Origin of the sequence: [Zimmermannella] bifida NBRC 103089 (genome assembly GCF_001570925.1) — a bacterium.
GTDB classification, from domain to species: Bacteria; Actinomycetota; Actinomycetes; order Actinomycetales; family Microbacteriaceae; genus Gulosibacter; species Gulosibacter bifidus.
The window spans coordinates 94,996-114,905 of sequence record NZ_BCSP01000004.1 but is presented as its reverse complement, the minus strand read 5'-3'; the positions used below and the strand labels follow the sequence as shown (position 1 = coordinate 114,905).

15 protein-coding genes are annotated in these 19,910 nt (G+C 58.6%); 8 read left to right on the top strand and 7 right to left on the bottom strand.

The annotated features are described in order from the left end of the window. Positions 1 to 2 precede the first annotated feature (2 nt). Entirely contained in the window at positions 3 to 1,145 is a 1,143-nt protein-coding gene (gene dnaN, locus ZBI01S_RS05090; RefSeq protein WP_066057330.1) for a DNA polymerase III subunit beta, read from the bottom strand. A gap of 985 nt (positions 1,146 to 2,130) precedes the next feature. Further along, the gene (gene dnaA, locus ZBI01S_RS05085) at positions 2,131 to 3,669 is read right to left on the bottom strand and encodes a chromosomal replication initiator protein DnaA (protein ID WP_066057328.1); all 1,539 of its coding nucleotides are present in this window, start codon (positions 3,667 to 3,669) and stop codon (positions 2,131 to 2,133) included. Between the two features lie 391 nt (positions 3,670 to 4,060). Here dnaA and rpmH point away from each other — a divergent pair, with 391 nt between their 5' ends. The 8 genes from rpmH to ZBI01S_RS10095 all read left to right on the top strand — a co-directional run bounded on the left by rpmH (position 4,061) and on the right by ZBI01S_RS10095 (position 13,691). After that, a complete protein-coding gene (gene rpmH, locus ZBI01S_RS05080; RefSeq protein ID WP_066057325.1) occupies positions 4,061 to 4,198 on the top strand; it encodes a 50S ribosomal protein L34 in 138 nt (45 codons plus the stop codon). Between the two features lie 9 nt (positions 4,199 to 4,207). After that, entirely contained in the window at positions 4,208 to 4,600 is a 393-nt protein-coding gene (rnpA, locus tag ZBI01S_RS09515; protein WP_083524524.1) for a ribonuclease P protein component, read from the top strand. Then, the gene (yidD, locus tag ZBI01S_RS09510) at positions 4,494 to 4,916 is read left to right on the top strand and encodes a membrane protein insertion efficiency factor YidD (RefSeq protein WP_306301612.1); all 423 of its coding nucleotides are present in this window, start codon (positions 4,494 to 4,496) and stop codon (positions 4,914 to 4,916) included. The genes rnpA and yidD overlap by 107 nt, the downstream gene beginning before the upstream one ends. A 6-nt stretch (positions 4,917 to 4,922) precedes the next feature. Continuing rightward, positions 4,923 to 5,894 carry a membrane protein insertase YidC gene (gene yidC / locus ZBI01S_RS05070; protein WP_066057320.1) on the top strand — a complete coding sequence of 324 codons (972 nt, stop codon included), beginning with the start codon at positions 4,923 to 4,925 and terminating at the stop codon, positions 5,892 to 5,894. A gap of 137 nt (positions 5,895 to 6,031) precedes the next feature. After that, complete coding sequence (locus ZBI01S_RS05065; RefSeq protein WP_083524522.1) at positions 6,032 to 6,667, top strand: Jag family protein; 636 nt, start codon at positions 6,032 to 6,034, stop codon at positions 6,665 to 6,667. Between the two features lie 3,774 nt (positions 6,668 to 10,441). Further along, positions 10,442 to 11,143: a 16S rRNA (guanine(527)-N(7))-methyltransferase RsmG gene (gene rsmG, locus ZBI01S_RS05060; RefSeq protein ID WP_083524521.1), complete on the top strand. Its 702-nt coding sequence runs from the start codon at positions 10,442 to 10,444 to the stop codon at positions 11,141 to 11,143. Between the two features lie 202 nt (positions 11,144 to 11,345). After that, complete coding sequence (locus ZBI01S_RS05055; RefSeq protein ID WP_066057318.1) at positions 11,346 to 12,263, top strand: ParA family protein; 918 nt, start codon at positions 11,346 to 11,348, stop codon at positions 12,261 to 12,263. 381 nt (positions 12,264 to 12,644) lie between these two features. Next, entirely contained in the window at positions 12,645 to 13,691 is a 1,047-nt protein-coding gene (locus ZBI01S_RS10095; RefSeq protein ID WP_083524536.1) for a ParB/RepB/Spo0J family partition protein, read from the top strand. 100 nt (positions 13,692 to 13,791) lie between these two features. Here ZBI01S_RS10095 and ZBI01S_RS05045 read toward each other — a convergent pair whose 3' ends face one another. From ZBI01S_RS05045 to murJ, 5 genes are all read right to left on the bottom strand, one after another. Next, positions 13,792 to 14,853, bottom strand: a complete 1,062-nt coding sequence (locus tag ZBI01S_RS05045) for a D-alanine--D-alanine ligase family protein (RefSeq protein WP_083524520.1) — start codon at positions 14,851 to 14,853, stop codon at positions 13,792 to 13,794. A 146-nt stretch (positions 14,854 to 14,999) separates the two neighbouring features. Further along, positions 15,000 to 16,322: an aminotransferase-like domain-containing protein gene (locus tag ZBI01S_RS05040; protein ID WP_066057313.1), complete on the bottom strand. Its 1,323-nt coding sequence runs from the start codon at positions 16,320 to 16,322 to the stop codon at positions 15,000 to 15,002. Positions 16,323 to 16,495: 173 nt separating this feature from the next. After that, a complete protein-coding gene (trxA, locus tag ZBI01S_RS05035; RefSeq protein ID WP_066057310.1) occupies positions 16,496 to 16,819 on the bottom strand; it encodes a thioredoxin in 324 nt (107 codons plus the stop codon). A 40-nt stretch (positions 16,820 to 16,859) separates the two neighbouring features. Next, a complete protein-coding gene (gene trxB / locus ZBI01S_RS05030; protein WP_066057305.1) occupies positions 16,860 to 17,816 on the bottom strand; it encodes a thioredoxin-disulfide reductase in 957 nt (318 codons plus the stop codon). A 217-nt stretch (positions 17,817 to 18,033) separates the two neighbouring features. After that, positions 18,034 to 19,908 carry a murein biosynthesis integral membrane protein MurJ gene (murJ, locus tag ZBI01S_RS05020; RefSeq protein WP_066057298.1) on the bottom strand — a complete coding sequence of 625 codons (1,875 nt, stop codon included), beginning with the start codon at positions 19,906 to 19,908 and terminating at the stop codon, positions 18,034 to 18,036. Positions 19,909 to 19,910: the final 2 nt, after the last annotated feature.

Genomic DNA, 19,910 nt, shown 5'->3' with positions numbered 1-19,910 from the left:
TGTTAGCGCATGAGCAGGTTTGGCTGCAGCAGGTAGCGGAACGTGTCGTTTGCTGCTGGCTCATCGAGCGAAGTCTGGCCGCTGAGCAGCACAGGCCCTGGCTTGTTCGGGTTGTCGGTTGCGGTGAACGCAATGCGAACGAACGGGTTGTGGATTGCACCCACGCCCTCGAGCAAGAACTGCGGCTTGAGCGAAACCACCATGTCGTCGCCGACGAGATTGACGCCGAGCTCTTCCGAGCCGGCAGCCTTTTCGGCACCGACAGCGTCGAGCTTAAGGCCCTCGGCGGTGAACGAAAAGCGCAGTGCCTGTTCGCGCTCGAGCACGAGCTGCATACGACGAACTGCGTCGACAACTTCGCTGCCCTGCATTACGGCAAAGTGCGGGGTTTCCTTCGGGAACAGTCGCGAAACGGCCGGGAAGTTGCCCTTGATGAGCAGCGAGGTAACCGTACGGCCCTCGGCAGTGAATGCAATGAGCTGGCGATCGCCTTCGGTAACGAGGGTGATGACCACTTCGTCGGCGTGCGCGAACGACTTACCCACTTCGCCAAGCGTGCGCGAAGGCACGAGGGCCTGGTCTCCCTCGTTGAAGTTGCTCTGCCATTCGATTTCACGAACGGCAACGCGATAACGGTCGGTAGCAACCAGTCCGAGGGTGGTTGGCGACAGGGTCAGGTGCACACCGGTGATGACCGGCGCAACATCTTCGCGAGATGCCGCAACGACAACCTGGCCGATGGCCTCCGAAAAGTCAGCGCCCGAAACGACACCCGAGGTGCCTTCGATCATTGGCAGTGCCGGGAATTCTTCGATCGGCATGACGGGCAGCGAGAAGCTGGCGCGACCACAGGTGATCGTGACGCCGCGTTCATCCTGTGACACCTCAACCGGGGCAACCGGCAAACGGTTGGCAATCTCAGCGAGCAGACGCCCTTGAACGAGTACCGCACCTGGGGTTTCGACATTCGCTTCGACGCTGGTGCGCGACGAAACTTCGTAGTCAAACGTCGACAGCGACAGCTGGCCTTCGTTGGCTTCGAGCACAACACCGCTCAAGATCGGCAGCGTTGGACGTTGTGGCAGGAGCTTGACAACAAACGAGACTGCGTCGCTAAACACGTCGCGGTTGACTTCAAACTTCACGGTGCGTCCTCTCGGTTGGTAGGGCTACCCATGCTAGCCGTTAATTGTTGTTGTCTTCATCCAGATCGGTGACAACGAATAACAAGTTGCTGCTGATCGAGCGTTTCTTGTGTGGGCTTGGCTGATCCCATCGTGGAGATCCACTAGCGGTTTGTCTTGTCTGACCTTCGTTCGTACCCGGATGCGTGACGATGTGTCGCACCACCTCATTGTTGATTTTGCATTGGATGAATTTCTTGAGTCGTACAAGACGCAAGTGTTGTGGTCGGCGAACCCAGTCGAGTCAAGTCGGTAAATGTCACGAGCTTGATGTTTTGTAATTGCAATAAGAGTCATCTTCGTAATAACCCTTGTGGAGACTGTGGATAAGTCTGTGGTGAGTAGACGCGAGTAGGGAACTACAACCGTGAAAGATGTGGTTCGTTGGTGAACCAAATGTGACCGACATTCGACAGAAATTTGACGTTGCCGTTCGCTATCCACATTAGAAACTGGGAAAACCCACTTTTTTGACCGTTTTCCCGCAGTTTCTCCACAAGTTATCCACAATCGTTGTCATTGCAGTTATCCACCTCTTGTTCACCTGTTGTCCACCGGAGTTTCCGCAGACTTATCCACATTGCCTGTGGATAACTCGGGAAAGTGGCCGATCAGCTGCGTGCTTCGGTCGGTTTCATAGCCGGTTCTCAGCGTGACCGTGGTGCTGCCAGTGGAGGCAGAATCGGTCGATTTCTGCTCGCGTGATTACCGGCATCCGGTCGAAATGGTGTCTGGCAGCACCGGCTGAGCAGCGTTGCTACCGATGCGATGAGGCGAACCAGTAGCCGAAACCAAGGGCGCTGACTGACGTCCAGAACGTGCCCGAGCTGTGGCCTAACGCGACTCGATCCATGTCAATGGCGATTGGGTGGGGTCGGTGCTACCCGAATCAGGCTCGTTCGTTAGCCGCATCCTGGTCATGGATGCGCAAATCCATTCGCTATGGCTAGCGAACGTTGGGCTGACGGATGCGGGAGGTGAGTTCGGTGACCTGGTTGAACACCGAACGGTCACTGGTCATGAGCTTGGTGATCTTGCGGTGGGCGTACATCACTGTCGTGTGGTCGCGGTTGCCAAACAGCTGGCCGATCTTCGGCAACGAGAGGTTGGTCATCTCGCGGCAGAGGTACATCGCAATCTGTCGACTCGTTGCGATCGCTTGCGAACGGCTTGAACCATAAAGGTCATCGACCGTGAGGTGAAAATAGTCGGCCGTCTGACGAATGATGTCGCCAGGCGCAATGACGTTCGGCTCGTCGGTCGTAATGATGTCCTTGAGCACGGTGGTCACCATGCTCAAATCAATCGCCTGCTGGTTCAGGTTCGCGTAGGCGCTAATGCGAATCAGCGTGCCTTCGAGTTCACGTACGGAGCTGTCCACGTGCACGGCGATGAACTCGAGAACATCGTCAGGCAGCACCAATTGATCAGCCTGGGCCTTCTTGCGCAGAATCGCGATACGCGTTTCGAGGTCGGGAGACTGCACATCCGTGATGAGTCCCCACTCAAAGCGAGAGCGCATCCGGTCTTCAAATCCGGTGAGCTGCTTTGGCGGCACATCTGAGGTGATGACGACCTGCTTGTTGTGCTCGTGCAAGGTGTTGAACGTGTGGAAGAACGCTTCCATCGTCTCGGCCTTGCCTTGCAAGAACTGAATGTCGTCGATCAGCAGGATGTCGTTGTTGCGGTAGCGCTCGTGGAATTGCGCCACGCTGTTCTGCGCGATCGAGTTAATGAAGTCGTTCGTGAATTCTTCACTCGAGACGTACCGAACCTTGATGCCGGCATAGATGTGCTCAGCGTAGAGACCGATGGCGTGCAAGAGGTGTGTCTTGCCGAGTCCGGAGTCGCCGTAAATGAACAGCGGGTTGTAGCTTCGGGCCGGAGCTTCGGCCACCGCGACGGCGGCTGCGTGCGCAAACCGGTTCGAGCCACCGATGATGAAGTTTTCGAAGGTGTACTTCGGGTTAAGTCGACTGCCCGTTGTCGCTGTGACCGATACGTGTGCGTCTGCGGTGGTCACCGACGATCGTTCGGGATGCGTGCCGGTTGCGCCGCGAGGTTCGTCGACCTGGGTATGCAACTGTCCACCCTGTGGATAACTCGTGGATAAGTTGGTCGGTTGTACCGATTCGTGCAGCACTTTCACCTGATCAGCGACGGATGCCTCGGGTGAATTGAGTGGTTGCAGCTCGCGTTCGTCGAGCACGGGTTCCGGAGCGATATCCGGGTTGACGAACACGGCAAATGTCGAAATCTCGTGGTCAACGGGAGCGGTGCGGATCGCATCCAGTAGTGGTTGTCGACCCTTTTGCTCGATCATCGACCGGGTGACGTCGTTGGGAACTTCGAGGTAGATCGTGCCGTCCATCACGCCTTTTGGCCTGACCAGAGCGAAAAAACCGCGCATCGATGCGGGGAGATCGTGATCTTGCAGGAGCTTGTTGAACAGGGCGTCCCAAATTTCCGCGACATCCTGGCTCATGAACAAACCTCCTGTTTTCTTACCAACGCATACCGTGCATCGTGTTCGACTGAACGGCACCGCGTTCGATCAGAAATGCTTCGAGTAACCGCAGGCCGCGCACCGAAAACACGCCTAAGCATGACTTATGCACATGTCCTGTGGATAAGTATGTAGCCTGTGAACAACTCGAAGCAACAGACTGCAACTATATGCATGGATCGTACTTCGACGCCAATCAAAAATCTGAGAATCTCGGTGAGTCGGATTCGAGAAGTGTTTGGTATGTGTTACCTCAAGCTTCAACCAATGCTTGACTGTCACTGCCCTTGGGCGTATTCTGGTGCAGTTGTGCCCGTAACGGGCAATTGAGTCGATGCCCCTCGCAGGGCCACGATCCGGAGATTTTTACATGTCGAAGCGCACCTTCCAGCCAAACAACCGTCGTCGTGCCAAGAAGCACGGCTTCCGTGCACGTATGCGCACCCGCGCAGGCCGTGGCATCCTCGCCTCGCGTCGCGCCAAGGGTCGCAAGGTCCTCTCGGCCTAAGTACTGCACGTGCTAGCTCGGCACCATCGGGTGACTAGCGGCGCGGATTACCGCCGTATTTCCCGTCGAGGCCGTCGAGTTGGCGCACCAGGTTTTATCGTCCTTGCTGAATGCAGCAGGGACGCGGCTTCGCCCACCCGGTTTGGTTTCATCATTACCAAGCGGGTGGGCGTTGCTGTTGTCCGAAATCGGATGCGGCGGCGACTTAAGGCGATCTGCTTCGAGGCATTGCCGTTGCTTCCTACGGGTCTCTCGATCGTGATTCGCGTGTTTCCGGAATCCGCATCCATCCCCTATGCCCAATTGCGCGCCGAAGTACGTGCGGCGCTGGTCAAGGCAGCAGAGCAGGCTGGACTACTGGCCATCCCAGAAGAATGCAGCTGCAGCGATGTTGTCGACTAATGTTCGCCGCACGGTGCACAATGTCGCGCTCGTACCGCGCAACTTGGGCGTTGCGTTCTTGTTGCTCTACCGCAAAGTGATTTCTCCGATTTATGGCGACGTGTGCCGCTACTACCCCACTTGTTCCGCGTATGGTTTAGAGGCGGTACAGGTGTACGGATTGGTACGCGGTGGATGGATGGCGTTGCGACGAATTACGCGTTGCCATCCGTGGGCGAAGCCGGATTTCGATCACGTTCCCGAACCTAAACGTCCGTATGCACTGCGGCGAACCAAACTCGGTTTCGTCGTGTCTGATCTGCAAGCGAAAGGCTAGCCTGCAATGAATTTCTTTGACATCATCCTGTGGCCATTGCGCTGGGTGATTGAGGTTGTGCTCGTCTCGGGTCACGCATTCGTGACGTCCCTGGGCATGCCATTTAACAGCGGATGGTCGTGGGTTCTCGCGATCCTCGTGCTGGTGCTGATCGTTCGCTCGGCAATGATCCCGCTGATGCTCAAGCAGATCCGTTCGATGCGCGGCATGATGGAAATGCAGCCGGAGATGCAGAAGATCCGGGACAAGTACAAGGGCAAGCGCGACCAGTTCTCGCAGCAGGCCATGCAGCAAGAGATGATGGCGCTCTACAAGCGTCACGGCTCGAGCCCACTGTCGGGTTGCTGGCCGATGCTGATCCAGATGCCGATCTTCTTCGCGCTGTTCCAGGTGCTGCAGGCAGCTAACCAGAACCGTGCCGGTGTGGGCATGATGAGCCTTGACCTCGCGAAGTCGTTCTCGGAATCCACCATCTTCGGTGCCCCGATGAGCGCCGTGCTTTCGCACGCGAACGGTAATTCCACCATCATCACGGTGGCGGTTGTACTCATTGTCCTGATGGTCGGTACGCAGTTCTTCACCCAGTTCCAGATCACGGCGCAGAACGTTTCGCAGGCGGCGAAGGAATCGCCGATGTACCGCCAGCAGCGCATCATGATGTACCTGTTCCCGCTGCTGATGGTCGTTTCGGGTGTCATGTTCCCGATCGGTCTAATGGTCTACTGGGCACTTACGAACCTCTGGACCACTGGTCAGCAGTGGTGGACGATCCGCAATATGCCGACTCCTGGTTCGGATGCAGCTAAGAAGCGTGAAGAGCGCCTGCGCGCTGCCGGCAAGTGGGATGACCACCCGGACAACCCCGCAAACAAGAAGAAGAAGTTCGACGAAGAAACCGGCAAGCCGATCGTGCAGACCGGTCAGCGTCAGCAGCCAATTGGTAAGCAGCGCGCTAAGAAAAAGAAGGGTAAGCGCTAGTAGCTAGTGGCGGTATGCATCCAGTCGGATGCGAACCCACGATCGTGCCCCGGATGCAGGTAGTCACCGCATCCGGGGCACGATCAGTTTCCGCGAGTTTCGCACAAGGGCGCGCCATTATGAGAGAGTTAGTACTTATGAACAGCAACCTGCCTGCCGAAGAATCCACCAAGCCTGAAGGCACCGCCGAGGAGCAGCTGGAGACCGTGTCTGGTCTCGATGCTGATGCCGGTGCCGACACACAGCTCGGTGCTGATGATGCGGCTGCTTCGACTCCGGTCGATGGCGAGGATGCTGCCGACGACGATGATCGCGACGAAGGCGACATCGCTGCTGATTTTCTTGAAGAGCTGCTCGACATCGCCGATATCGACGGAGACCTTGAGATTGAGATCCGCAAGGATCGCACCTACGTTTCGGTCGAGAGTGACGACGCTGATAGCAACCTCAAGGTGCTTTCGGAGCGCAAGGTTGTTGATGCGTTGCAGCAGCTCACGCGCCTGGCGGTGCAGGCCGAGACCGCTGAACCGGCACGGTTGATTCTTGATATTGCGGGTTCGCGTGAAGCACGCAAGGTTGAGCTGAAGGAACTCGTTGACCGTGCGATCGCACGCATCGAGGAGGGCGCTGCTTCGGCTGCGCTGCCACCAATGACTTCGTATGAACGCAAGCTCGTTCACGACATTGCCGGTGAACTCGGGTACTCGTCGGAGTCCGAGGGTGAGGGCGCAGGCCGGCACACCGTGCTTCGCAAGGAAGCTGACTCGCAGTAGGTTTTGTTGCGCAGATGCCGCTGCTCACCGTTTGTGTGAGCGGCGGCATTGTTGTTTGTTGGTGGATGCATGCGGTCGGTTGGATGTGTCGGATGTCGCCCCGATCTCGGCTCGCTCTCGACTCATCGCGGTCGGTGATTACCTGGAGGATTGTTCGTGGCCGGTTGACGCTGCTCTGTCGAACGAATAGGGCCGCTCAACATATTGATTGGTTTCGATGCGTTGTTCATTGGGCGTGCTGCAACGATGGCGTTTTCCCGTGAGCAAGCAATGGGCGCGTTTGTATTCGTGAGGATGCATCCGGGTGACGATCTAAAACGATGTGTGTCGATATAGATTGTTAGCTTCGCTCAAACGCATTCGCTTTCACACGATTGAGCTCATCGGTATACAGTTGATTTCGAGAAAACTGCCTCTCATCTGGGAAATTGTTTGCTGAGGCGTATCTTGACCATGTCCAAGGTGTAGATCCATCCGTCTAAACCAGAATGGTGTAGTTCTGGCGATGATGAGACTGACCACTATCGTAGGTAGTTCGTCCAATCTGGATGGCTGTTCGTGACGTCGGCAATTTTGGCTGACTCGAGGACCGTGGCGCGGTCGGTGGTTGATCGGATCGCTGGGGCATCGACCGGCTTGATGTTGGTACGCAAATCAGTGAAGTATTAACAGTGCCTTTAGATACATTGAATCGGCATAAATGTGTGGGTGGTCGACTATCACCTGGGGTGGGGTTTGAGGCTTGCGGCCGCTCAAACATGCAAGAACTAGTTATATGGTGTGTTCGCTAATGTATCGTGTGAGCTCACTGCTGAGTGCTCTGCGTCTTGTTTGATGCATTGGCTGCCTGGATTCCGATTCCGGAAGGGTACTACCTCTGATCGGTGAGACACTCGGCCTTGGTTGCGGCCCCTTGTGGCTATCTGGTTTCACGTGAAACGGTACTTTGAATCCCTGGGGTTGCTCCAGTCGTAGTTCCATTTCTTTATGACAGAGGGGATGCGTTGCTGCACGCCAGGTTAAAATCTCCCGCTCCACACTGCCTCACTTCCCTGCAGCAGTCCGTGAGTGTGTCGTCGGTGCCACCTGGATGAGGTGTCTTACTTATGCCAAGGCGCCCCACCTGTTGCTGCTGAAGAACGGGATGCGACTTCTCTTGTGTGTTGTCGCCTAGAGTTTCACGTGAAACGAGCAGCGTTGGGAGGCCTTCGCGCTGCTGGTTACTGCCTCAAGCTTGGGGTGAATTGCACAACAAGTGGGGTGCGAGGGGTGGAGAATCTCAACGGATGAACCCTAGGACTTGCCCGTCTAATGAATTCGGCCCGCTCTAGACCGCGAGCGAAGGAAGCGTTTCACGTGAAACCATTCGAGCCTGGTAGCTGAAAACAGGCGTTGGGTGCAGTGAATGCATGTTTCCGGTGATGCGTACCTCGCCATGCGTGGTTAGCTGATCGGCATACACCATGGACGAAAGTCCCAGACCGATTGGCTGACGACGCTACTTCGTGGTTCCGATGGGTGACAGTTGGATGGTGTGATGCGCTGGCTTGGCGCGATGTTTCACGTGAAACTAGTCCGTCTTGAGCGGGTGAACCGTCCAGGGGCGTCCGTTGACAGGCCATTTGGCATCGGATTCACTGTCGGGTCCATGCGCAGCGGTGATTGTTGGCATTCCTTGGGCCGCCAACCAGTCAGTTGATAGAAGCCTAAACACAGACCGAAACATCGCGAAGCTGTTGTTTCACGTGAAACCACCACCCCGATCGCCGGTGAATGCGGAGCGAGATTGCTGCTGGAATCCAGCCTGAACGCAGGGCTGAGGTCGTCCTCGTGAGGTAGTGAGTCAGACACGATTTGATCGATTCGAGGGCCTTTAGCCGCGTTGGGTTGAATACTCACTACCGGTCCACTGACGACAGTGCTGCGCAGATTCCGTCATGTTTCACGTGAAACGAGACTCGCGAACGTCCCGATTCTGGGGTGTTCAACTTCTGTAGGCGTTAAACGGTAGTTCTCTCGAGACCGCGCACAACGTGCCTGAGAGTCATCCTGATGATGTCAGTGCACGGGAGCTCTCCTGCTCGAAGGTCCAAACATTGTGTTTCACATGAAATGGCGAATGATCGGTATCAAGGGGAACAGCGTTCAATAGACGATGCATTTTCGCTTGATGTATTGGATCCGCACCCGCACCCGCACCCGCACTTACACCCACGCCCACGGGTCACTGGTCACAGGCCACAGGTCATAAGCAGATTCGCGAAGCCACGCACCGGGCTATCCGGCTACCGGGCTAGCGTCTACCGATCTACTCTTGGCTCACGAAGCATCGCGACAATCCTGGTGAGTACATAGGGTCCACATGTCACTATGCCGGCCTCTGACGAAGAGCAACCGTCCAAATTCTGGGCGGAATTGAGCCACAAAATGCAACTGGAATTCCCTCGAAACCCGACAACAAATGAGTGCAGGATGCATTCTGACGACGAGAAAAATTGCGGATTGACATGTTTCACGTGAAACGGGAACACTGTGACCGTGATGTATCGCCCAATGAGGTGGGATTCTGTCTGTCTTTCCGTTCGATAGCACCCCTCCTGTGCAACTTCACTACTTTCGTGCGAGCTTCGTTTCACGTGAAACGACCCCACGTTATCCATTCGATCGGGGCGACCACGTGGATGCTTCGCGCGAATGGAACCGATCATGGTCTGGAGCATTAGTTCCACGGGGCGAGGACATGCTTTGCCTGTTGCCTGTTGCCTGTTGCCTGTTGCCTGTTGCCTGTTGCCTGTTGCCTGTTGCCTGTTGTCTGTTGTCAGACGCCAGACCCTCGAGCCCAGAACGCCAGTACAGAACGCGTCTGTTTCGGGCACCGCGGCTACTTGAGGCATTCGCTACCCGAGTTGGGAGATCAACGACGCGAGTTTCACGTGAAACGTAGACGCCTTGAGGTTCCTGTTTGGCCCCCTTGCCTGGAGTGACGGGCTATTGGTGACTCAAACCGGGACATGGCGAGCTCCCGCACTCCGCATGGTTGGCGAACGATGGGGACTGACGATGTGCAAAGTGTTTCACGTGAAACGGCCCCGATCGTGTCTGGTCGAGCAACCATCGCAGACCTTGATCGAACAAATTCCACTTCTGAGAACCCTGTTCGGTGAATGAGTGGGGGTTGAATCGGGACAGACCAATCCAGACCTAACTAGACCGGCTTCGTCCAGACTCAGCTCTATTGGGTTCGGTGGGCTCGGCTGTTTTGATGGCACTCAGGACATTTGGTGTTGCCCCGTGGACCCGATGTTGCTGTGGATGAGGTCCCTGCCATGAATGCTTCGTCTCGCATCTGGAGCAGGGGGCGGCCATCTGTGTAGCCTTGCCGTGAGCCTACATTGACCCTTGGGGTAGTCGTGTTTCACGTTGAAACAAACCTGGCATGTTTCAACGGCGAAAAGGTTCCAAAGCACAGTGACTCCGTACCGCTCACTGTGGAACATGGCGACCAGCGTACGGAAGTAGAACAGCCCATGAGGGGAACACTCCAAGCAATGTACTTGCTCAAATGCTCGGTGGGAACAGTGTTTCGGCAAGTAGGAACCACAAAAGGCCAGATCAGCAGCATAAAAGGTCTCTGTAATGGCGTCACTGGTTCGCATGTGTGGGGCCGACATGACGCGCTCCAGTCCCCGCGCGTGGTGATGTTCTGGCTACTTCGGAACGATCGGAAACCGCAGCGTTTCACGTGAAACAATAGACACTGAACGAAGGAGTGTCATGAGTGAACACGAGGACCTGACCACCGCATCCGCGAACAAAGAATCACCGGTCACAGAAGTCGTTCTCGACGGAGAAACCGTGCCGGTTGAACCCCGCCCTGCTGTAGCAGAAGCAATTTTCGGCGACCGCGTCGATGTGGCTCAGCAGTATGCTGACGCACTTGCTCGCGACGGTGAAACCCTTGGCCTGCTCGGCCCCCTCGAATACCCGCGCCTGTGGACGCGTCACGTCGTAAACTCCGCGCTCATTGCACCACTCCTCAACGGCACCGTTGGTGATATCGGATCAGGTGCCGGACTCCCCGGAATCCCGCTCGCTATTGCTCGCCCGGACGTGCAGTTCACGCTTATCGATCCCATGGAACGTCGCCACACTTGGCTTACACAGCAGATCAAGTCGCTTGACCTCACCAACGTCACTGCGGTCCGCGCACGCGCAGAAGAATTGTTCGATACGCATACATTCGACCAGGTTACGGCCCGCGGTGTTGCGGCACTGAGCAAGCTCATTCCATGGACGGCCCCACTGGTTCGGTACGAGGGCGAACTCGTTCTCATGAAGGGCAAGAATGCCGAGGCTGAGATTGAGAAGGCGGCAAAGGTTATTCGCCGATTCGGTCTCGTTGATGTTCGCGTTGAAGAAGTCGGAACGGATCTCGACACCGAGCCGACTCGCGCGGTGGTCGCAACCGTTGCCTAACGCATCCAATTACTGAGCTCCAAGAAATTCCGTTTCACGTAAAACGGAACCAGAGGAAAGTTATCCACAGCTTGTGCACATTGGGGCAGATTGTTGTGGGGAATGTGTGGAGAACAGGTCAACCGCATCAGTTATCCACAGTGCGGGAACCAATCCCGATACTGTGCGGAAGTGGTGCGAAGATTGACGCTGACCTGTGACGATGTCGAAGGAACCAGAGAGAGGTGCGCCACCAGTGTTTGATGAGTTTGACTCACCACTTGCGCGTCAACTTGAAGCATTGCGCCTGCGTCGCAAGAAGCTGAAGGCTGCGACCATGCCGGCACCCGCTGAGACTCGCATCATTGCGGTGTCGAACCAGAAGGGCGGCGTAGGTAAGACCACCTCGACGGTTAACCTTGCCGCTGCATTCGCGCTCAACGGGATGCGGGTGCTCGTCATCGACATCGACCCGCAGGGCAACGCTTCCAGTGCCCTCGGCGTAAACACCAATAGTGACGTCCCCGGTACCTACGAAACGATACTGAAGGACCTGCCGATGGCCGAGGCAATCGTGCGCTCAACCAGCATTGAGAACCTCTACTGCTGCCCGGCCACACTCGCCCTCGCCAGCGCTGAGATCGAACTCTTCCCGCTCGATGACGGCCAGACGCGCCTGCGTAAGAGCCTGTACGAGTTCCTCAACATCAGCGCGAAGAACGGTCACGGTTTCGACTACGTCCTCATTGACTGCCCACCATCGCTCAGCATGCTCACGATGAACGCTTTCAGCGCGGCCAAAGAGATCCTCGTGCCTATGCAGACCGAGTACTACGCCCTCGAAGGCCTTGAGCAGCTCGTGCGTTCGATCTATGCGTTTTCGAGCCGGCTCACGCACCCGCCGAAACTCAGCACCATCCTGCTGACGATGTTTGACAAGCGTCTCAACCTGGCCCAGGACGTCGTTGAAGACGTTCGCACGCACTTCCCCAAGGAAACGCTCGAAACGACGATCCCACGTTCGGTCCGCATCTCGGAGGCGCCAAGTTTCCAGCAGACCATCATGACGTACGACCCCAATGGCGTAGGCGCTGTTGCCTATCGCGAAGCAGCACTAGAAATCGCACGGCGAGGAGCCTAAGCACACATGGCAACGAAGAAACGGTCCGGCCTCGGCCGCGGCCTCAGCGCACTCATTCCCCAGGCACCGGCTCAGTCCGAACGAGACATTGACGTCTTCTTTAATGGTTCCGCGCCAACTGGTCGCACCGTAAGCACCGCCGAGACTGACACCGCATCGACAACAACTAATGCAGCTCCGGCACGCACCAAGTCGACCGGCGCCAAGGCGAAGTCGACCAAGACCGCGTCCTCGCGAACCGCATCCGCATCGAAATCAACGGCCAAGAAGGCCGCCTCGACCGCTAAATCAACGAAATCTGCAGCAAAGAGCGCAACAACATCTCGTGCAACGGCGAAGAAAACGTCTGAGCCATCGATCGAAGAGTTGCGTAACGCATCGATGCAGGCCGATGAAGCTATTGAGCGTATCGACAATGATCGATCTGATGACGCAGTCGAGTCGACAGACAGTACGAGTACCGAGGAAACGACCACAGCGGCGGCAGTAACCGACACAGCATCGCTCGAAACCGCATCCACCGCCGCAACAGCTGGCGACAGTGCTGCAACTGACACCGCGGCAAGCGACGACGAGATGGAACTGCTGCCGGTTCCCGGCGCACGTCTTGCCGAGCTCGACCCGTACCGGATCGTTCCGAATGCCAAGCAGCCGCGTCACGAATTCGATCAGGACGCACTCGACGAACTGATCATCTCGGTGCGCGAGTTTGGTGTGCTGCAGCCAATCGTCGTGCGTCCGCTTGCCGAAGACGACCCCCGTCGTGCCGAAGGCGACTTCGAGCTCATCATGGGTGAGCGCCGCCTGCGCGCTACCAAGGCATCTGGCCGCACCGAAGTGCCGGCAATCATCCGCGACACGAACGACGAAGACATGCTTCGTGACGCGTTGCTCGAGAACCTGCACCGCGCAGAACTCAACCCGCTTGAAGAAGCCTCGGCCTACCGCCAGCTGCTCGATGACTTCGGCTGCACACAGGACGAACTCGCCGAGCGCATCGGCCGTTCGCGCCCGCAGATCTCGAACACGCTGCGTCTGCTCAACCTGCCCGTAGAAGTACAGCGTCGCGTCGCTGCTGGCGTTCTAAGCGCCGGACATGCCCGTGCCGTCCTCTCGGTAGGCGAGCCCATCGCAATGGCGCAGCTGGCCGACAAGATCGTCAACGAGCAGCTTTCGGTGCGTCAGGCAGAAGCTGCAGCGGCCACCAGCGCGACTCGCGCCGGCCGTGCCAACCCTCGTCGAGGAGAACAGCACTCAGATTCGCTCACCGCACACCTCAACGAGGTGGGGGAGCGACTGGGCGATCGCCTCAACACCCGTGTTCAGGTATCGCTGCGCAAGACCAAGGGCACGATCCGCATCGACTTCGCGTCGGTAGCCGATCTCAACCGCATCCTCGAAGAACTCGGCGAAGACACCGAGGTCTAACCGCGGAACACACGACCACGCACCACACAACGAAGAACGGTGGCGACCCACTACGGGCACGCCACCGTTCTTGTTTGGTTGTCGGATGCGGATGTTCGGTTTAGTTCTCGCCCGTAGCTTCGTCCGCAGCCTCGTCAGCCGTCGAATTCGCAAACACACCGGCCGAACCGAACGCATCCTGAACCTGCTCTGGCGTATTGCGCGGACCACGCTCAGCAGCGATCATCGCAAGCGTTGCGTACACCTCCGAGAGCTGCAAGCCTGCAGCCTCAATACCCATCGGCACCAGCGAAGTCTCGGTCATGCCCGGAATCGGGTCGGCCTCAATGAACCAGGCCTTGCCTTCGGCATCAACAATGAAGTCAATGCGAGCAACGTCAGCCAGGCCGATCGTGCGGTAGGCGTGCAGCGCCTGCTGTGCCACCGACTCCGCGACCTCGGGCGACAGGCGTGCCGGGGCGTAGTAGGTCGTCTCGCCCGGGTTGTAGCGGGCAGCGTAGTCAAACACACCGTTGTTCGGCACCGTCTCGACGGCTGGGACCGTCATCGGGCCCTCGCCGAGGTCGAGCACGCCAACCATCACTTCGGTACCCGAGATGTGCTTCTCGATGAGTGCCGTGTCGCAGTAGGTGAACGCGGTCATCAGCGCGCGGCCGAGCTCGGCAACGTTCGATACGTGGGTAACACCCTGCGCCGAACCGCCCTCGGCAGGCTTCACGACGGCAGGGAAATCAATACCGCGCGACACCGCGTCGATAACGGTCTTGGCGCCAAGCTCACGGAAGATCTCGTTCGGCAACACGATTGATGGCGGGGTCGCAAGACCGGCACGCTTGGCCAGTGCCTTCGCGGTTGCCTTGTTCCACGCGAGCTTCGTCGCGGTCGGACGCGAACCAACATAGGCAAACTCGTTCGCCCGCAGCAGCGAGTACAGCGCACCGTTCTCACCCGAGGCACCGTGCAGAACCGGCCACACGACATCAACGTCGTCGCGGTTCTCAATCAGCCAGGGCAGCAGCGAGCCGTCGGGCTCGCGAACCGTCACCTTGGCACCCGCGCGAGTCAGCGCATCCGCCACACGACGACCAGAACGCAGCGAGACGTCACGCTCATGCGAGATTCCACCAGAGAGGATCACAACGTGGCGACCTTGCATAGTCATTTGGCCAGTACTTTTTAGCAACGCGGGCTCCTTAACAACGCGGGTTCCAAAGTTACGCGGGAACTTGGCGTGAGATTTGATGAACGGTTGGCGGTCACAGTGGGGGAGTCAGGCCTGGCACGGGGGCTCGGCCGACGTGAGCAGCATTAGACGAGGTCCGGCGGGGCGGCCGAGACGTGGTCATCATCGTCAGTGGGCGCCGACATCGCGCCAAAGGTCTCGAGCAGGTCGAGCTCTTCGTTGATGACATTCGCCAGGCGACGTACACCCAAGCGGATGCGCTCGGGCTCGGGAAGGCTGAAGGACAGGCGGATCTTGTCGCGACCACGGCCATCCACATAGAACCCGGTACCGGGCGTGTACGCGACGAGCTCGGTGACAGCACGAGGCAGCATCTGCTTCGAATCCAGACCCTCTGGCAGCTGTACCCACGTGAAGAAGCCGCCTTCGGGCACGGTCCAGCTGAGCATTGGCAGGTGTTCCTGCAGCGATTCGAGCATGGCGTCGCGGCGCTCGCGGTAGATGCCGCGGAAGGTGTCGATCTGTGCGCGCCAATCGGTGCTTGCCAGGTACTCGGTCACAAGCCACTGGTTCAGCATCGAGGGCGAGAGAATCGACGACTCGACCGAGAGCACCATCTTTTCGCGGATACCGTGCGGCGCAACCACGAAGCCGACGCGCACACCCGGCGAGAGAATCTTCGAGAACGAGCCGAGATAGACGACGTGTTCCGAGTCCATCGAGCGGATCGCATCCGGTGCGGGCTCGTCAAAGTAGAGCAGACCGTACGGGTTATCTTCGACAATGAGCACGTTTTCGCGGATGCACAGGTCGAGAATCTCGCGACGTCGCGCAACCGACATGGTCACGCCGGTCGGGTTGTTGTAGTTCGGCACCGTGTAGAGGAACTTGACCTCTTTACCTTCGGCACGAGCGGTCTGGATGGCCGCGGTTACGCCGGCGATCGTGAGTCCCTCGTCGTCCATGTCGACGTGGCGAACATCGGCCTCGTACGACTTGAAGGTTCCCAGAGCCCCGACATAGCTCGGCGACTCAACCAGGATCACATCACCCGGGTTGATGAACAGCTTGGTCACCAGGTCGATCGCGTGCTGCGAACCGGTGGTGGTGATGATGTCATCGGCACCGGCATCGGTGATGCCCTCAATGGCGATCAGGTCAAGAATCTTCTCGCGCAGCTGCGGCAAGCCCTGGCCGCCACCGTACTGCAGGGCGTCGGGGCCGTGGTGTTCCATCATCGACTGGAACGCGGCGTGCACGAGTTCGTCGGGCAGACCCGCTACGAACGGCGAACCACCGGCCAGCGATACGACCTCGGGGCGCGAGGCCACCGCGAACAACGCTCGAACTTCGCTGGCCGCCAGTCCCTTAGTGCGGGATGCATAGGTTTCGTACCAGGGGTCGAGGTTGCGACCACCTGCGGGCTTCGAATGGTTCTGCGATGACACGTAAATCCTCTTTGAGCTAAAGGTCGATGCCTTAGTTTACGCCCGGCCTCCGGTTTGGCACAGCGTTTTGGTGGCGAAGCGCCTGCAAACCGGGCGGAAAACGACGGATGCGGTCACGAACGAGCCGTGACCGCATCCGGTTGCTAGAACCACTACCGGAACTGGCAGGGTGACTAGTCGAGAAAGCCTTCGAAGTCCTTCTCGAGTGCCGCGCGTGGCTTTGCGCCCACAACTTCGCGCTGCACTTCACCGTTCTTGAACAGCTTGATCGCTGGGATCGAGGTGATGCGGTACTTCATGGCGAGGTCCATCTCGTCGTCGATGTTGACCTTCACGACCTTGACCTTGGGGTGCGCTTCGGCGATGGCGTCGAGCACCGGGGCAACCTGGCGGCAGGGACCGCACCATGGCGCCCAGAAATCAACGATTACGGGACCGGCGTGACGCAGTACTTCGGCGTCGAACTCGGCGGTCGAAATTTCTTTCGCAGCAGTCATTTGGACTCCTTTGCTTGGGAAATGGGTAAGTTGTGCGCGACTATTCGGCGGCGTCTACCTGAGCAAGCAGCTCGTCTGACAGTCCGGCGATGTACGCCTCGGCGTCGAGAGCGGCAACGCAGCCCGAACCGGCTGCAGTAATGGCTTGGCGGTAGTGGTCGTCGATCACGTCACCGGCGGCAAACACACCGGCAACGCTGGTACGCGACGTGCGGCCATCCACCGCAATAACGCCGGCTTCGGTGAGCGCAATCTGGTCGCGGAACAGATCAACGCGCGGGTCGTTTCCGATGGCAACAAACGCGCCGGTTGCCTCGATGACGCGCTCTTCGCCGGTGCGGGTGTCGCGGAGTTTCACGTACGAAAGCGTGGGTTCACCCGAGAACTCAACAACTTCGGCGTGCGTGATCCACTCGATCTTCTCGTTGGCGCGGGCGCGCTCGAGCATGATCTTCGAGGCACGGAAGTTGTCGGAACGGTGGATGACGGTGACGCGCTTGGCGAAGCGGGTCAGGAACGTCGCCTCTTCCATAGCCGAGTCGCCGCCGCCAACCACGATGATGTCTTGGTCCTTGAAGAACGCGCCGTCGCAGGTGGCGCACCACGAAATGCCCTTGCCCGCGAGCGCCTCTTCGCCAGCAACGCCGAGGTGACGGTAGGCCGAACCGGTCGCAATGATGACGGCGAGTGCCTCGAAGTCGCCCGAGTAGGCCGTCTTGATCTGCTTTACGTCACCGTCGAGCTGTACTTCGGTGACGTCGTCAAAGACGAGCTCGGTGCCAAAGCGCTCGGCCTGTTCCTGCATCTTCTGCATCAGATCGGGGCCCATGACGCCCTCGGGGAAGCCCGGGAAGTTCTCGACGTCGGTGGTGTTCATCAACTCGCCACCAACCTCAACTGCCGAGGTAAACAGCACCGGACGTAGGCCGGCGCGGGCGACATAGGTTGCGGCGGTGTACCCGGCCGGACCGGAACCGATGATGGCGACGTTTCGCATGAACTCTCCTTATGGCGGTAATGCCGGATGCAGTGGGGCAGACGGTGACCTACCCCGCGTTGGGTGCGCCCGGATATCCGAACGTGAGTGTTCGAACCAACCGAGTACTCGATGCAACGAATACCGAGCGAATCTATTTCATTGTTGTGGTTGCGGCTGTGCTCTGGCCGAACGGGTGGATGCGTGCGCCGGGTTACGCAGGGCCGATCGAGCAGGTCTAGATGAGCGTTTCGTCGTCCTGCTGCACCTGCCGGTCATACGCTTCGCGCTGCTTCTTGCGCATGTATTCGCGCAGTTCGCGACGGGTGGGCAGCGACGACGTCGTGTTGGACACGCTCTGCACCACGGCAATGTCTGGAGTGGTGACGCCGGTGGCATTGGGCTGTGGCGTGTAGTTGTCGAGCAGGGTGCCGAGCTCGTCGTCATCAGGGCGCACGGTGTTGGCAGCGTGGCGGTGCGACGAGTCGGAGTGGCGGCCACGGAGGCGCTCGAACTTGTGCAGCAGCGGCCCGGCATACGCTTCGATTTCGGGCGAGCGCAGCGCAATCGTGAGTCCGAAGTAGACCAGCACCATGGCGATACCGGCGACGGCACAGGTGAGCACGGCCGGAGCGATGCCGGTGCGCGCGAATCCACCAGCGGTGTACCCACCGAGCAGCCACACGATGACCCCACCAATGCACGCGGTTGGCAGCGCGATACCGAGGTACTTCAGTGTGGTGGCCCCGAGGCGTTCGCCGTTGATGGGGCCGATGTATCGCGTTACACCACGCAACTGGATGCCCATGCGCAGGATGGTGATGACCGTAGCCACGAGGGTGATCGCGACCACGATCCAATCGACCGGCACCAAAAAGCCGACCACGAGCATCGCAATGACCTGGATCGGTGTGGTGTAGACGTACAGGAAGAACACCGCGCGGGTGTCTTCGAACGCGTAGTAAATGCGGTGCGTGTAGAACAGCAGCGAGAACGAAACCAGCCCGATAAGTGCCGCACACAGAATCGTGGCCAGCGCATCCACACCCGCATCTTTGGCGTCAAAAATGCGCGCGAACGCCGGCGAAATCACCATGAGCGCCACCGCCGAGAAGATCATGAACATGATGATCGAGCGGGCCCCGCGGCCGAAGTCGCGGGTTACGGCAGTGAGATTACGCTCGGCCGCATTTGAACTCAGCCCGGTGAACAGTGACGTCGCCACCGACACGGTAATCAGCGAGTGCGGCAGCATGAAGATCATCCACGCGTTCTGGTTTGCGGCCAGCGACGCGGCCGCACCGAACGCACGGTTCACCATGAGTGTTTCGATCCAGCCCACGGTTTGCGTGATGAACAGCACGCCGAGCGACCAACCGGCGAGCTTGCCCGCGTGGCCGAGACCGGTACCGCGGAAGTGGAAGTCGGGGCGATAGTCGTAGCCGGCCTTGCGCAAGAACAGGAACAGCACGATGGCCTGCAACGCGACACCGACCGTGGTGCCGCCGCCGAGGAATCCGATCATCATCGGATCCCAATCGGAAATCGGTCGCAGACCCGCTGCATCGGTACCGAAAACGACGCCGAAGGCAATGAGTACCGCGATCGCAACAACGTTGTTCAGCACCGGGGCCCAGGCAAACGGCCCGAACATTTCGCGCGCGTTGAGGATTTCGGTCACGACCGAATACAGCCCGTAGAAGAAGATCTGCGGTACACACCAGAACGCGAAGGCGGTGACGAGCCCGAGCTGTTCGCTCGTGAGCGTCATGCCGTAATACCAGGCGAGTACCGGGGCGCCGATCGTGAAAATCACGGTGACTGCCGCGAGCACCACGATCGAAAGCGTCACCAGCCGGTTGATGTACGTCTTGCCGCCGTCGACCTGCTTCATGGCCCGCACGATCTGGGGCAGCAGCACAGCGTTGAGCAGACCGCTCGAAATCAGTTGGTAGACGTTGGCGGGGAGCGCGTTAGCGTTTGCGAACGCGTCGGCAGACGCCGAACCCACCAGACCGATCGTGCCGGCGAGCACGATGGCCTTGACGAACCCGAGCACTCGCGAAACGAGTGTTCCCGAGGCCATGATCAAGACATTTTTGCCGGTTGCCATCG